General features: G+C 59.0%; 11 protein-coding genes. All 11 read right to left on the bottom strand.

The window, feature by feature from the left end:
• Positions 1-37 precede the first annotated feature (37 nt).
• Positions 38-934, bottom strand: coding sequence for a hypothetical protein (locus ABDW13_RS11945; RefSeq protein WP_343552769.1), 897 nt, complete (start codon positions 932-934; stop codon positions 38-40).
• 5 nt (positions 935-939) lie between these two features.
• Positions 940-1713 (bottom strand): protein phosphatase 2C domain-containing protein, encoded by a 774-nt coding sequence (locus ABDW13_RS11940; RefSeq protein ID WP_343552768.1) that lies wholly within the window; start codon positions 1711-1713, stop codon positions 940-942.
• Positions 1713-3323: a type VI secretion system-associated FHA domain protein TagH gene (gene tagH / locus ABDW13_RS11935; protein WP_343552767.1), complete on the bottom strand. Its 1611-nt coding sequence runs from the start codon at positions 3321-3323 to the stop codon at positions 1713-1715. The genes ABDW13_RS11940 and tagH overlap by 1 nt, the downstream gene beginning before the upstream one ends.
• Positions 3324-3413: 90 nt before the next feature.
• The gene (locus ABDW13_RS11930) at positions 3414-3896 is read right to left on the bottom strand and encodes a type VI secretion system tube protein Hcp (RefSeq protein WP_343552766.1); all 483 of its coding nucleotides are present in this window, start codon (positions 3894-3896) and stop codon (positions 3414-3416) included.
• 59 nt (positions 3897-3955) lie between these two features.
• Complete coding sequence (gene tssC / locus ABDW13_RS11925) at positions 3956-5455, bottom strand: type VI secretion system contractile sheath large subunit (protein WP_343552765.1); 1500 nt, start codon at positions 5453-5455, stop codon at positions 3956-3958.
• On the bottom strand, positions 5448-5981 hold the full coding sequence (gene tssB, locus ABDW13_RS11920) for a type VI secretion system contractile sheath small subunit (protein ID WP_343552813.1): 534 nt from the start codon (positions 5979-5981) through the stop codon (positions 5448-5450). Before tssB ends, tssC begins: the two co-directional genes overlap by 8 nt.
• Positions 5982-6037: 56 nt before the next feature.
• The gene (gene tssA / locus ABDW13_RS11915) at positions 6038-7045 is read right to left on the bottom strand and encodes a type VI secretion system protein TssA (protein WP_343552764.1); all 1008 of its coding nucleotides are present in this window, start codon (positions 7043-7045) and stop codon (positions 6038-6040) included.
• A 10-nt stretch (positions 7046-7055) separates the two neighbouring features.
• Positions 7056-7727, bottom strand: coding sequence for a type VI secretion system-associated protein TagF (gene tagF / locus ABDW13_RS11910; protein ID WP_343552763.1), 672 nt, complete (start codon positions 7725-7727; stop codon positions 7056-7058).
• Positions 7724-11296 carry a type VI secretion system membrane subunit TssM gene (tssM, locus tag ABDW13_RS11905; protein WP_343552762.1) on the bottom strand — a complete coding sequence of 1191 codons (3573 nt, stop codon included), beginning with the start codon at positions 11294-11296 and terminating at the stop codon, positions 7724-7726. Before tssM ends, tagF begins: the two co-directional genes overlap by 4 nt.
• Positions 11297-11318: 22 nt before the next feature.
• Positions 11319-12542, bottom strand: coding sequence for a DotU family type VI secretion system protein (locus tag ABDW13_RS11900; protein WP_343552812.1), 1224 nt, complete (start codon positions 12540-12542; stop codon positions 11319-11321).
• Between the two features lie 21 nt (positions 12543-12563).
• Positions 12564-13907, bottom strand: coding sequence for a type VI secretion system baseplate subunit TssK (gene tssK, locus ABDW13_RS11895; protein WP_343552761.1), 1344 nt, complete (start codon positions 13905-13907; stop codon positions 12564-12566).
• Between the last annotated feature and the right edge of the window lie 2 nt (positions 13908-13909).

Here is a 13909-nt window from a genome sequence, read left to right as displayed (position 1 = left end):
CGCGCCTGCCAACCGTTGAAGCTAGCGGGATGGTTTTTCACTGAGGATTCTCCGTCGGATCACGCTGCTGCGGATTCAACTCGGCGATCGCATGCCAATGCAACTGACTGGCACTGTCGCCGATTTGCCACGTATGCAACGCATCCGCCATCTGTACTGCACGCGTGTTGTCGTCATTTTTGTCGCTGTCGGCTTTTAGCAACACATCGCCGTCAAAACGCCATGCCAGATGTTGTTTATCCCACGGCAATAACAGCCAGCTGCGTGCATCACTGTCGCTTGCCAGAATCAGCCGTTGATTATTGGCGGCAATCACCTGCGCATCGCGTGCGCCAACCGGTAAGTTGATCAGCGGATAACCGTGGACAAACCACAGCGCGGTGGGCGCGTTGTTGGCTTGATGCAGCGTCGCGTCGCCTGTTACCCAGCCTGCGCTGTCGCAGTCTGGCGACGACGAGGCGAGGGCAAAACGTGCATCATTATCCGAGCCGGTTGGCCAGTAGGTGCGCAGCGCGCAGTCGGGCGTGATGTTGAAACGTTGCCACGGCGTGGTGTCTGCCAGTTCAATTTTGGGCTTCACCGGCGGCGCGGGAATGCGCCAGTTGTCAGCGGCCTGTGCGCTACCTTCGCGCAACGCTTTACCGCTGTGATCGATCAGCGTCCAGTGCAACGTCGTCAGCGGGCGACACTGGCGTTTTAACAGCGCGCCAACCTGTGGCAAGAAGCTCTCCAGCGCGTCGTCTTTCAGTTCGCCCTGCGGTTCGATATGCAGCGCCACGCTGTCGTCGCACCAGCTTTTTACGCGTCCATCCACCACGTTATCCAGCCAGGCGCTGAGGCGCAGCGTGGGCGACCAAACGATACGCACGCTTTTCGCTTCGCTGTAGATCGGCAACAGCAGCAGCGACAGTAACAATGCCAGTGGGGTTCTCATGGCGATTACCTCTGCGACAGCAAAATTCGCTGCGTGTCGCTGAGCGAACTCAGCAAGGTGGACTCTTGCGGATCGCCCATCCACACCGCCATGGCGCTAAAGTTATCGCCGTTATCCTCGGGCATCATGCGTTGCAGCAGCGCCAGCCACTCTTGCGGATTGCTGACCATGCGCAGGGTTTGCTCCAGATTGTTGACGTCCATCTCATGCCAGAAACCGTCGGTGCAGAGTAAAAACACATCGCCGTCTTCCAGCGCCAGCACATCGCTGTAGCTGGCTTCGCGATCCTCTTTCATCCCCAGCGCGAAATAGAGCAAGTTATGATTGATGGCATCGGTTTGATGTCCAGCGTCCTGCATGCGCTGCGCCAGGCTGTGATCGCGCGTCATCTCCAGCAAATAGCCGCGACGAAAGTGGTACAGACGACTGTCGCCGGCGTGCGCCCAATAGGCCAGTTGATAATCGCGATCGATAAATAAACTCACCAATGTGGTGCCCATGTTTTTCAGCGCTTGGTCCTGGTGCTGCTGCTGTTTTATCGCCTGATTGGCGGCGGCGATGTAGCCGCGAATACGCTGTGCATCCAGATGATGTGCGCCATCGAAATGGGTGACGATGGTGTCGCACGCCAGACGGGCTGCGGTGTCGCCGCCTTGCTCGCCGGCAATGCCGTCACACATCACGAAACAGGCGGCGCGCGCGCCCAGCGCATTGGCGAGGCGGTCCTGATTACTGCTGCGTTTGCCCTGATGGCTAATGGATGCGAACGTAATATTCATCATGATTCCGTTTTTTGCGTTTGCAGGTCTTTGTAATGGTTCACTTCCACGTCGTAGGCGTGCAGGAACGCCTCACCAAACAGCGTGTGAAAATCGTCGTCAATTTCACTGGCAATCGCCTGATAACGCTTCACGAAATAGTCCCAGCGCGCCGCTTTGCGCGTGGCGGAGAACAGATGGCGGCCGCTGTCGCCTTCCTGCTGCGCCTGGGCATGCAAGGTGTCGGGATTAAACGACTGCAACATGGCGGTAATGATGGCGCGGATCCCGGCGATCATGCCGAGCTGATGCGCCTGTAAATCCACCAAGGCATCACGCACTGCTTTTTCCGGCTCCATAAAGCCCGGCATCTGGCTACCCAGCATCTGCACCAGCACGCTTTTGCCCGATGGCAACAGTTTGAACGGATTGTTGGCCTGCTCGAGAATCATGGTCATTTCCGCATTCACTCCGCGTTTCAGCATGGTGCGCGACGACAACAGCGCCACCGTGCCTTGCGAGAACATGCTGAGTAATTGGCCGAGCAAGTGCATTTGCGACTGATCGAGATGCGGTTTCACATCGATATCCGCCAGATCGGCACCATCGAGAAATGCTTGCAGCAACTCGGCATCCACACCTGGCGTGTTGGCGGCACGGCGCTGCGCGGCTGATTTATAGCTCACCGGGTCGATGCTCATGCGCCCGCTGGCGCGATGCTGATTGGCCGGTTCCGGACGGCTCGGCTGCACGCGCGGCGTTGGCAGCGGCGTTTCTGGCGGCGGTGGTGGAGTGACTTGCGGCGCGGGCGGTGGCACTGCGGCTTCGGGCTGGAACACATCCGGCGGCGTCAGCGGTTGGGCGCTGGAGGAGAGCAGGCCAAACGGATCGTCTTGTTGCTCCTGCGGCGTGCCATTGGTGGCAAACAGCGCCAGCGGATCGAGCTCAGTGGCCGGTGCCGCCTGCACCGCGTGCGGCTGTTCACGCAGCGTGGTTGGCGTGGTGTCCTGCAAAATGGTCGGCTGTTGGAACAGATCGTTGTCGTCAAACAAGCGCGTAGGATCGCTCTCGCGTTGGCTTAACTGCTCCAGCGGCGCGTGCTGTTCCAGCGCCAGCGGATCAATCGGATTCAACGGTTTCTCATCGGGCAGCGTCAGCGGATGTTGCGCATCGGGCTGAGCGGGAGCCACTTGCGGCGCGACGAAATCACGCGACAGGCTTTCCCAGATTTCGCCGGGAATCGCTGAGCCCGCCGGTTTTGGCGCGGCCTGGCTCTGCACTACCGGCTGGCGCGGCGTTTCAGGTGGCTGTTGTCCATCAATCTCGCTGACCACCAGCGTGTAATCGCCGATGCCAAGCAGATCGCCATCTTGCAACTCCACCTGGCGACCGTGTTCCAATGGAATGCCATTGAATTCGACGTTGATCACGTTACCGCGATTGGTAATGCGGCAGTCGCCTTCTGCCGAGGTGTGCACCAGCAGTTGCAGACGCGAAATGGTGCGGCTGTCGTCGGGCAAAATGAAGTTGTTGTCTTCGCTACGGCCAATCGTGCCGCCGGGCGGATAGAAATCGACGCGCGTCAGCGGCGGCTGCACGCCGTTTTTACTTTCAACCAGAGTGAATCGCATAAGCTTTACCTGCCAGGATTGCGCGTTGCTGCGGAAACAGAGGCGGCCAGGCGGCCGCCCCAAGGAAACTGGCTTGTCTTCGCTGTGGGATCAGGAAGCCGTGTTGGTTTTGATGTTCCAGCCAAAGGTGCTGTCGGCACCGGCAGCACCGTCGTCGGACTGCTGGGTGTAGATCTCTTCCACCTGCGCCGCCTGGAACGAATACTCGATGCCCACGGTGTCATCATCGCGTGAACCAGTGAACTGCACGCTGGTCACCAGCACTTCGGTCAGATTGATTTTGTTATAGATAATCTGCGATCCACCGGCTTTGCAGACGTGGAATTCCAGCGTCGGAATGTGTTTACCGTTGGAGCAGAACAACATCAGCGTTGGGGTGGCTTTGTCGATGCGGGCATGGACGTGCAAGTCCTGATAATTGACTTTACCAGCGCCGCCGCCGCCGCCCACGCTCATGTTGTTCGGCTGATTAGCGCCCCAGTTAAAGGAGAGAATGTCGATCCAGCCGGTATGCGCCGAATCTTTGGATTCACCTTCAACACCTTCAGGCTTCAAATACATTGCAATAGTCATGCGGGTAACGCTCCTTTCATCATTTAAAAAATGGGCGCCAATCAACGCCCAGAGGTGACTTACCCTTGCTGCTGTTTCAGCGAAGGCAATTTAGAGACCAGACGCAGTGACACCGTCAGGCCTTCAAGCTGGTAGTGCGGACGCAGGAAGAATTTGGCTGCGTAATAGCCCGGATTGTCTTCCTGTTCTTCCACCGTGACGCGCGCATCGGCCAGCGGTTTGCGCGCTTTGGTCTCTTGTGTGGAGTTAACCGGATCGCCATCGACGTAGCGGATGATCCACGAGTTGAGCCAGCGCTCCATGTCGGCGCGTTCCTGGAAGGAGCCGATTTTGTCGCGCACGATGCACTTCAGGTAATGGGCGAAGCGGCAGCAGGCGAACAGATAAGGCAGACGCGCCGCCAGCTGTGCGTTGGCAGCCGCATCGGCATCGTAATAATCTTCAGGTTTTTGCAGCGATTGCGCGCCGATAAAGGCGGCAAAGTCGGAGTTCTTGCGGTGCACCAGCGGGATAAAGCCGTTTTTTGCCAGCTCGGCTTCACGGCGATCGCTGATGGCGATTTCGGTCGGGCATTTCATATCAACGCCGCCGTCATCGGTCGGGAACACATGGCACGGCAGATTTTCCACTGAGCCGCCAGATTCCACGCCGCGAATCGAGGTGCTCCAGCCAAACTGCTTAAAGGAGCGGTTGATGTTGGCGGCCATCGCGTAGGCGGCGTTGGCCCAGGTGTAATTCTTGTGGGTGGCGCCTTCGGTGTCTTCGGTGAAATCAAAGCTATCGACGGGATTAGTGCGCACGCCATACGGCAAGCGGGCGAGGAAACGCGGCATCACCAAACCGAGATAGCGGGTATCTTCGCTTTCACGCAGCGTGCGCCAGGCGGCGTATTCGGTGTTGGTGAAGATTTTGGTGATATCGCGCGGATTAGCCAGTTCCTGCCACGATTCCATTTGCAACGCGCTCGGCGCTGCACCGGTGATCACCGGACAGTGCGCGGCGGCACCGATTTTCGCCAGCTCACCCAGCAGCTCGACATCCGGCGGGCTGTGATCGAAATAGTAATCGCCAACCAGGCAACCGTACGGTTCGCCACCAAACTGGCCGTACTCTTCTTCGTAGATCTTCTTGAACAGCGGGCTTTGATCCCAGCCCACGCCTTTGTAGCGTTTCAGCGTGCGGCTCAGCTCTTTTTTGCTGATATTGATCACGCGGATCTTCAGCATCTCGTCGGTTTCGGTGTTGTTCACCAGATAATGCAGGCCGCGCCACGCACCTTCTAGCTGCTGAAAACTGTCGTGGTGCATGATGGCGTTGACCTGCTGCGACAGCTTGCTGTCGATTTCTGCGATCAGTGCCTGAATGGTGCGATAGGCGTCGTCAGACACCGGCAAGGTGTTCTCCAGCGCCTGCGCGGCGAGGGTTTGCACCGCTTGAGAAATCGCGTCACGCGCCTGATCGTTGTTCGGGCGAAACTCTTTGTTCAGCAGCGCGCTAAAGTCGCTGTGCGTGACGGATTCCGCCACTAAGCGTTCAGTCTGGGAAGCAGCATTACTCATCGTGATTCTCCGTGTCGCGGTCAGCGTTGGCAGGTTTGGCAGTAGCGGCCAGCGATTGCAGCAGGGTTGGGTTTTTCAGAATTTCGGCGATCAACGCTTCAGCGCCGTTTTTACCGTCCATGTAAGAGAGCAGGTTGGAAAGCTGGGTGCGCGCTTCCAGCAGCTCATTCAGTGGCTCAACGCGACGCACAATCGCGTCTGGCAGGAAGTCATCCATACTGTTAAAGGTCAGATCGACGCCGACTTTGCCTTCGCCGGTTAAGGTGTTATCGACGTGATAGGCGAGGTGCGGCTTCAGCGCTTTCATGCGCTCATCGAAGTTATCGATATCCACTTCAAGGAATTTGCGCTCGGCGATTTCCGGCTGATCTTCCACTGGCTGACCGACCAAATCGGCCATCACGCCCATTACGAAGGGCAACTGCACTTTGCGATCGGCACCGTAGACTTCAACGTCATATTCAATCTGCACGCGCGGCGCACGGTTGCGCGAAATGAACTTCTGTCCGCTACGGGCGCGTTTGATGGTGGGATAATTAGCCATAGTGTTCTCCGTCAGTTATGGGCCTGAGTTCAGGCGTTTTATTCGCCCGCACGGCCAAACAGGCCCTGCAGCTGCGTGACGGCGTCGGGCGCCAGATCACGAATAATGTCGAGGAAATCGAGTTGAATCAGGCGCTGCACCCGCTCCAGCATGATCGGGGCCGGATGGCTCGGTTCATGCTGCTGAAAATAGAGCCGCACTTTCTCCAGCATCAGTTCGGCGTCGGCGCGGGACTGCAACGACACGCGCTGCCAGTCCGGCACCGCGGGCGAGGCGGGGCTCACGCGGGTTTCGACCGCGGGAAGTTCGTCGGCCACGCTGGCGGGCGCTGATTCCCGCTGTTGCGGCAGCAGCGCCACCAGCATCAGCAGCGGTTTCTCGCTGGCGGCGAGATCCGGCATGTCCGCACTATCGAGATGCTGCGTCAGACACAGGCGCAGCGCGGTTAACTGTTCAGCCAGCGAGCGCAGTGCCTGCGCGGCAGGGAGATCGGGCTGCTGCAACACTTCACGCAAGCGCGCCACGCCGCCGGGAAAATCCGCCACTTCGCTTTTGCTGCCATCCAGCAGCGCCAGCGCATCGCGCAGGTTGATTTCACCCAGCGCACTTTTCAGCAACCAGCTTTGGCGTAGGGCACGCATCAAGCCGGATTGCGGACCAAGCGCCGCCAGCGCGCTGACGCGCATCAACAGATCCGGTTCGCCATCAAACTCCAGCGCCGGATGCAGCGTTGACCAGTAGCGGGTGAGTGATTCGCTCAGCAAGGTCAAACCGGCGGCGCAGCCGGTTAATCCCTGGGTGTGTGTCCAGGCTTCACTGAGAATCACCAGCAAACGGATGTCACGCGTACGGCTCAGCAATTGCTGCGCCTGCTGCGCCACCTGCTGCCAATCTGGCGGCTCGGCGGGAATGATGGTGTTGCCAAACTGCTGCTCGGCTTTGCCGCCGCGCGCCTGTTCCAGCGCCATAAATGCCGCGTCATACTCCAGATCGTCGCCGCACGGCGCATCCTCGCGCAGCGGTTCGAGTAAGCTCTCAAGATTCATCGATTCACCATCAAGGCTGACCAAACAACGGCGGTTCGCCGCGGCTGGCGTGGGGCGGATTAAACAAACGCAGGAACAACTGCGTGGTGAAGTTGCCGCTGTGCGAATGGCTGTAGAAGGCGCTGCCGTCGCTCTGGTTGCTCCACCAGAAACTGCTGTATTGCGCGGGGTCGAAGTAGTTCACCACCTGCGGCCAGTTGAGATTGCACGGCGTGTCCTGATAGCCAATCACATCAAACACATCCGACTGTGGCGGGCGCGCTGCTTGCGCCGGCAAGGCGTTAAGCGCGTGATCAAACTGATCGCCGCTGTAACGGTTTTGCACCGCCAGCGTCAGCGTTTTACCCAGTTGGTAATACCAATCGCCCGCGGTGTGCAGCTGCATGGCGTGCCATTGCGCCGGGGCAAACAGTTGCATGGCGCACAATGGATATTGACGACCGACGCGATCGCGTGTTGGCAACAAGCAGCCCATCTGAATCTGCGGCACGCCGAGCGTGGCGGGAATGATGAAATTCCACACCGGCGCGCGTCCGGCAGGCGTTTGTTGCGCCAGGCGTGGCAAGCTGTGGTGAAACCAGCGCGCCCAGTTATCCACCACCAGCGTCGGTAAACGACGCCGCATGAAATCGCCGCTGCCGGGCAATTTTCCGTACCAGCCCAATGGCGCGTGATTATTCATGGGCAACTCACATTCGGCAGTTGTAACGGGTTGCGCACGCTGTTCGGTGTGTACGCCAGCACCACCTGATGACCGCCGAGCGAGAAGGTGGCGCGCTGGCTTTGGCCGCTACCTGGACTCAAACGGGCTTTGTCGAACAGACGATTCAGCGCCCACGGGCCGCTGGTGTTCAGCGTGTTGCTGGTGCCGTCGGTCAAACCAATTTGCATGCGCACTTGCTGGGTATTGCCGCTGCCCGGCCAGTTCACCACCTGCGGAGTTTGCGGGCCGTGGCTGTAACGCAGCAGCTGCCCATCGACATCCAGCGTCAGCGTCAGAATGCTGTTATCCATGCTGACTGGCGTCAGCGTCAGGCGGTAAGCGGGGGTTGACGATCCGTTAGCAAATAGCGCTTCACGGATGCTTTGCGCCTGCTGGAACGGGCGCAGCAGTTGTGTGCCACCGGGCAAGGTTTTGCCATCGACGCCCGGCGCATAGCGCCAACTGCTGTGGGTGGTATCGACTTTGCTGGCGAGATTGTCGCGGAAGAAGCTGTCCATCAGGCCGCTGCCCGGCGCATACATGCGCGCCAGATCGTCGGGCGTGATGTCGGTGCCAGAGGCGCGATTCAGCGGATAACGCCCGGCAATCGCGCTGCGACAAAAGCTGCCGACTTCGACGCTGGCGCGTTTTTGCATGTTGCTCATATCGCGCTTTTGCGTGTCGCTGCTGGCACCGACCGCCAGCTCCTGCAACAGGGTACGGAACGGCTCCGGCTGGCGTCCGGCATCGGCCTGCATGCGTGAAATGATGCTGGCATCCGGCGGCTGCATGCCGCTGTTGCTGGCATCTTGTACCGCAGTCAAATAGCTGTAGAGATCGTCGATATCTTTCAACTGCGCATCGAACGGAATGCCGTTGTCGTTCTTGTCGGCAGTTTGCGACTGCTCGATGATGTTGGCGAATTCGGCCATCACGCGCTGCTCTGGCGCTTCAATGTTGCCGCTTTCCGCCGCTTTGCGCGCACGGAACAGCGCCTGCAAGGTGGCAGTAGCATTGTTGTTGACGTAATGGGTGCTGCGCTCGAGCAGGGAAGGTTGATCCTTTTTCTTCTCCTCTTCCGGCGGCGTCAGCGTCAGATTGCGGCCGATATTGATCATCAACTGGCGCAGCGGTGAAGTACGGCCCGACAGCAGGCGCGCGGTGCTGATGCGCGCATCCAGACTGCCAATCGGCACCAGTTGAATGTCCTGCAACAAGCCATTCCATTGACGAATGTAGTCGTCGAGATACAGGCGGCGCACGGTATCGACCAGCGTATTTTGTTCGTCGGCACTTTCGCGGCGCGTCAGCACCCAGCGGTCTTCCTGCAACAAGCTGTCGGCGACATTTTTGATGTTGTGATTGAACGGCCCCCAATATCCGGCGGGGGTAAAGAAGCCGGGAATGGCGGTGGTGAGCGGTACGCCACTTTTGCGGCTAAACACCAACTCGGTTTGCGGGCCACTGAGCGAGATCAAACTGACGCCGGGATTAACGCGCGGGATCAGCAGACGTTTCAGACGACCGTACACGCGCGTTGACAGCGGCGAGCGGTTGACCATCTCAATCTGGCGTACCACCAAGGGTTCATCACGTTCGAATGGCGATGCATTGATTTTGTTATCCAGCAACTGGCCGAGGTGATAATCCAGCGCTTTCAACTGTGCCTGTGGCGAGTTGGCACCTTGGGTCCGCTGCACATTCAGCATCACCCAGGCATGCAGGAATTTGCCGTCGTAGTGCTGCGGCAGGTAGAGCATTTGATAGGCTTTCAGCGCTTCATAGCTGTAATCGACGTCGCTGCCGTTGTCGCTGCGCAGCCAATCAGTAATGTTGCGCGCAATCACCGGCAACAACATTTGCTCTAACGCCCGCTGATAAAGGGAATCTGAGGCGGTAGAAACCTCTTCACCGCGATACATGCCCGCGCGCCAGCTCAGCGGCGGGTGTTGTAAATCCGGCAACGCGTCGCTATTGGGTAAACCAGCCAAATTGTTGAGGAACGGCAACTGGGCAAACAGGTTTTCGCCATTAAGCGGCGACAACGCTTTGCTCTGTTTTTCCACCGCGGGCACGCGCTGCTGCACTTCAGCCAGATAGTCGCGATTGTGGTAATAGCTGGTGAACGCGGCGATCAGCGCCACCAGCAGCAGCAAGGCCAGCACGCCATAGGCAACCAGATGCACCAGACGGTTGCGATAGGCCCACCAGCGATTGATGCCCGCTAAGCCCGCTTCTTTAAACACCACCTCGGTGAGCATTTGCTGCAAGAAGAAACTCTGTCCTTTACCGGCGGCGTCCTGGTTGGCGCTGAGCGCGGGTAAACCCAAAGCACGGCTCATCTGGCCCATCACGCGATCAAACGGTAAACCTTCCTGGGTGCCGCTGGTGAAGTAGACGCCGCGCGGAATCAACTTCTCTTCATAGCCCGAGGTGGCAAACAGCACATCCAGATAGTGTTGCAGCAGCGGCTTGATGGCCTGGAACTCTTGCGGAAACAGATACATTTCCGCGCGCTTGACGCTGTCGTGCTCGTTGATCATCAAATCAGCCAAACCGGCATCGAGGCGCTGATGCAGGCGATCAAACTGGCGATCAAACTCGCTGTTGACCGCCAATTGCTGATCGCTCCACGGCCAGGTGAAGCCCCAGATTTGATCGCGCTCCGCCTTACTCATCGCGCCAAAGCTGGTGGTGAAGCCTTTAAGCAGATCGGCTTTGGTGACTAACACGTAGACCGGGAACGGGATCGCCAGTTGATCGCGCAACTCTAATAAACGTTTACGCAGCGCGCTGGCTTGCTGGTGGCGCGCTTGTTCCGATTCGCTGAGCAAATCGCCAATGCTGATGGTGATGATTGCGCCATTCACCGGCTGACGCGGGCGAAACTTTTTCAGCAGCGCCATAAAGCTGCGCCACTCTTGCGCGTCCTGCTGACGATCGCTCTCTTGCGTGGTATAGCGCCCGGCGGTATCCAGCAGAATCGCCTCATCGGTAAACCACCAATCGCAGTGACGCGTGCCGCCAATGCCGCGCAGCGCGGTTTGACCAAACTGCGCTGCCAGCGGGAAGTGCAGACCGGAATTCGCCAGCGCGGTGGTTTTGCCAGCACCCGGCGCGCCAATCAGCATGTACCACGGCAGTTGATAGAGATATTGGCGGCTGAAGCGCTGCATCCAGCGCGGCCAGCGGCGGCTTTCCGGGCGGTTGAAACGCGCCTGGCGCAGCAGGTGAACCGCTTCGTTGAAGCGTTCCGCCAGCGGATGTTCCTGCGGCATCTCTTGGTCAGGTTCTGGCTGCGGTGCCAGTTTCTGCACCATGCGCCGGTTCTGCCAGCGCCGCCACAGGCGCGGCACCAGGCGATAACTGATCCATAGCGCATACAGCACGCCGATGGCGATGTAGCGATATAGCGCCGACTCCAGCGGGCGATAATCTCCAATCGCCACTAACGGGCCAACGGTCCAAATCAACAAACACAACGCGGTGATGCCGAGGCCGCTCCACATCAGGCGGCTGGTCGCGAACGAGAAAACGGTGCGAATCATGGCGGTTCCTTTTGCTTACGGCTCAATGCACGCTGTTGAGTTCGGCTTGCGTCTGTTTCGGCGCCACCAACAGGGTGATCTCCACCCGACGATTGCGCGCACGATTGGCATCTGAATCGTTCGGGGCCAGCGGATTACTCTCGCCGCGACCTTCCACCAAAATGCGTTGCGGCTGTTGCAGATCCTGCGCCAGCATCGTCTGCACCGATTGCGCACGCGCCAGCGACAAGGCGTAGTTGGAGCTAAAGCGCGCGCTGCGGATTGGCAGGTTGTCGGTGTAGCCGCTAACGCGAATCTGGCCGTTAACGTTGTCCATCGCCTGCGCAATGCGACGAATTACCGGGCGATAACGTTCGTGAATGGTGGTGGCGGCGGAATCAAATAAACCGTCGCCGCGCAGCAACACCACGCTGCGGGTGGCTTCATCGCGCACCGTCACCAACCCTTCGGCGATTTCAGGTGCGAGGAAGTGACGCAGATCGAGCGCCGGTGCGGCGGGTGCCGCCGGGCGTGCGATATCAACTTTCGGCACCTCGGTTTGATAGATGGCGGAGAGCACCGGCGCGGTGAAATGATTCAGTCGCCAATTGAGCGCGATAAACACCGCGCAGCCCAGCAGTGCCAGCAATGCGGCAAAACTCCACAGCGGAATCAGCGGTCGCCACAATGTTTGTTGCACTGGCTCATCCAGCGGTTGCGGCGACAGCGGGGCAGGATAGGCACCGCGCACCGAACGGATCATCTGCAACAGGCGCAACTTCAGCGTCTCCAATTGGCTACGCCCGTTTTCCATGATGCGATAGCGGCCTTCAAACCCCAGCAGCAGGCAGGCGTTCATCAACTCCAGCAACAGGATGTTTTGCTGCGGATGCTGCGACAGTCGCGCCAGCAGCTGAAAAAACTTCTCGCCGCCCCAGGTTTCGTTATGAAAGGTCACCAGCAAGCCGCTGCGCGGCCAAACATGGCGGTTGCCCCACGGCGTTAAGGCCGCCGCTTCATCCAGCGAGGTGCACAGGCAATAGCGTGCGCCGACGATGGTTTCATACGGCAACTGCGCTTGCTGGCAAGCCACTTCAAAATGGCGCACCAGATCGATCAACTGCTGACGCAGCCCTTCGGGATTGTCATGCGCTACCGAATGGCGCAGTTGCGCGATGGCGTTGATCAGCGGATTGGCGCGTGCCACCAATGGATTTTCATATTCGGTGGTGGCGATCAGTTCGGCAGGTAGCGATTGCGGCTGCATCATGTTGGACGCTCTCCGTGATTAGCTGCGCGCGTGGCGCAGTGCCCAAAGTTGCAGGTCGAGCCCCGGAAATTCCCCGGCCAGATGCAGCGCAAAGGCTTCGGCTTTCGCCATCTGCTGCCATAGCTCGCCACTGCGCTCCAGCTCGAAATAGACATAGTTGGCGTGCCACGGAATCTGGCGCGGCGCGGCGGGCATCACACGTAAACCGATGCCGGGCAGTTGCAGTTGCACCAAATCGCGGATGCGCGTCACCGGCGCGATTTTCATCTGCGCCGGGAAGTGAGTTAGCAACACTTCGCTCGGCAGATCGGCGCGCACCGCCAGCACAAAGCCGTAATCGCGGATTAAACTGACATCTGACACCGTGGCGACATACAGCCCGTGCGAACGTTCGGTTAAGGTCAGTTGCAGCGCGTTCTCCTCCATCACCAGCGACAGGCTTTGGCGCAGTTGAATCATCAAACGGCTGAAACTGAGATAGAGATTGTCGTGGTCATACACCGGCAGTTGATCGTTGGGGCGGCGCGACGGCGACCAGCTCGCCAGTTCGGTGGCGAACTGTAACCATTCGCTAAATAAGCGCTCGGGATGCAGCTGCGGCAAACGGCGGCTGTGCGCCACCTGGCCGATGTGGCGGTTAATCAACGTCAGCAGCATGAAATCGATCATCTCGCTATTGCCGCCGCGACCGGCCTGTTGCAAGCGCGCGCCCATCTGCTCGCTGCGCTGTTGCAGCAAACCGTGCATATCGTTGAGAAAGGCGCTGATGACCGGTGAAACGTGACCGTTTAGCAGCGGCGGAATGTAATCGCTGTCGAGTTGCAGCGCGCGATCGTTGCCGCTGCCTTTGATGCGCGCCACGCCGATTGCGGTCCATTCGGCATTCAATTCTGACTGCGGCATCAGGCATAAACGCAGGCGACCAAACTGCATCGGCGCACGGCCCACTGAAGAGGCGTTGAGATCGTCCACTTCGCGATCTTCACTGAGGTAGCGCGCCAGCGAATCGTTGCTGTCGCTAAAAATCACTTCGGTTTGCCCCTGACGCTGTTCCGGCAATGCCAGCACCACGGTGATCGGCTCCTGTACATCGTGTAATTCCAGCGGCGGCGGGGCATTGCTGGCACCGCTGATGGTGAACGGCGTGCCGTCGGGGAACATACCGCTGGCGCTGGCAATCGCCAGTTTGCCCTGACGCAATAAGCCCTGATCAAACGCCAGCGTCATAAATCCCCAGTGCCACGCACATTGCAACTTGCCCCAGCTGCGGCTGTAAGCTTCCAGCCAACGTTCCGATTGTTGGAAATGGTGCGGACGCAAAAACATCCCTTCGCTCCAAATCACTTTGTCTGCGGTGTGCATAG

The sequence above is a fragment of the Pantoea sp. genome (assembly GCF_039594315.1).
GTDB lineage: Bacteria > Pseudomonadota > Gammaproteobacteria > Enterobacterales > Enterobacteriaceae > Pantoea.
Note: the sequence above shows the minus strand (reverse complement) of the source record. Positions and strands in the feature narration are given on the sequence as shown.

Excerpts from the sequence above, each read along its gene's own strand:
- ABDW13_RS11930 (WP_343552766.1), bottom strand. The coding sequence starts at position 3,896 with ATGACTATTGCAATGTATTTGAAGCCTGAAGGTGTTGAAGGTGAATCC.
- tagF (WP_343552763.1), bottom strand. The coding sequence starts at position 7,727 with ATGAATAATCACGCGCCATTGGGCTGGTACGGAAAATTGCCCGGCAGC.
- tagH (WP_343552767.1), bottom strand. The coding sequence starts at position 3,323 with ATGCGATTCACTCTGGTTGAAAGTAAAAACGGCGTGCAGCCGCCGCTG.
- ABDW13_RS11945 (WP_343552769.1), bottom strand. The coding sequence starts at position 934 with ATGAGAACCCCACTGGCATTGTTACTGTCGCTGCTGCTGTTGCCGATC.
- tssC (WP_343552765.1), bottom strand. The coding sequence starts at position 5,455 with ATGAGTAATGCTGCTTCCCAGACTGAACGCTTAGTGGCGGAATCCGTC.
- ABDW13_RS11900 (WP_343552812.1), bottom strand. The coding sequence starts at position 12,542 with ATGCAGCCGCAATCGCTACCTGCCGAACTGATCGCCACCACCGAATAT.
- tssK (WP_343552761.1), bottom strand. The coding sequence starts at position 13,907 with ATGCACACCGCAGACAAAGTGATTTGGAGCGAAGGGATGTTTTTGCGT.
- tssM (WP_343552762.1), bottom strand. The coding sequence starts at position 11,296 with ATGATTCGCACCGTTTTCTCGTTCGCGACCAGCCGCCTGATGTGGAGC.
- ABDW13_RS11940 (WP_343552768.1), bottom strand. The coding sequence starts at position 1,713 with ATGAATATTACGTTCGCATCCATTAGCCATCAGGGCAAACGCAGCAGT.
- tssA (WP_343552764.1), bottom strand. The coding sequence starts at position 7,045 with ATGAATCTTGAGAGCTTACTCGAACCGCTGCGCGAGGATGCGCCGTGC.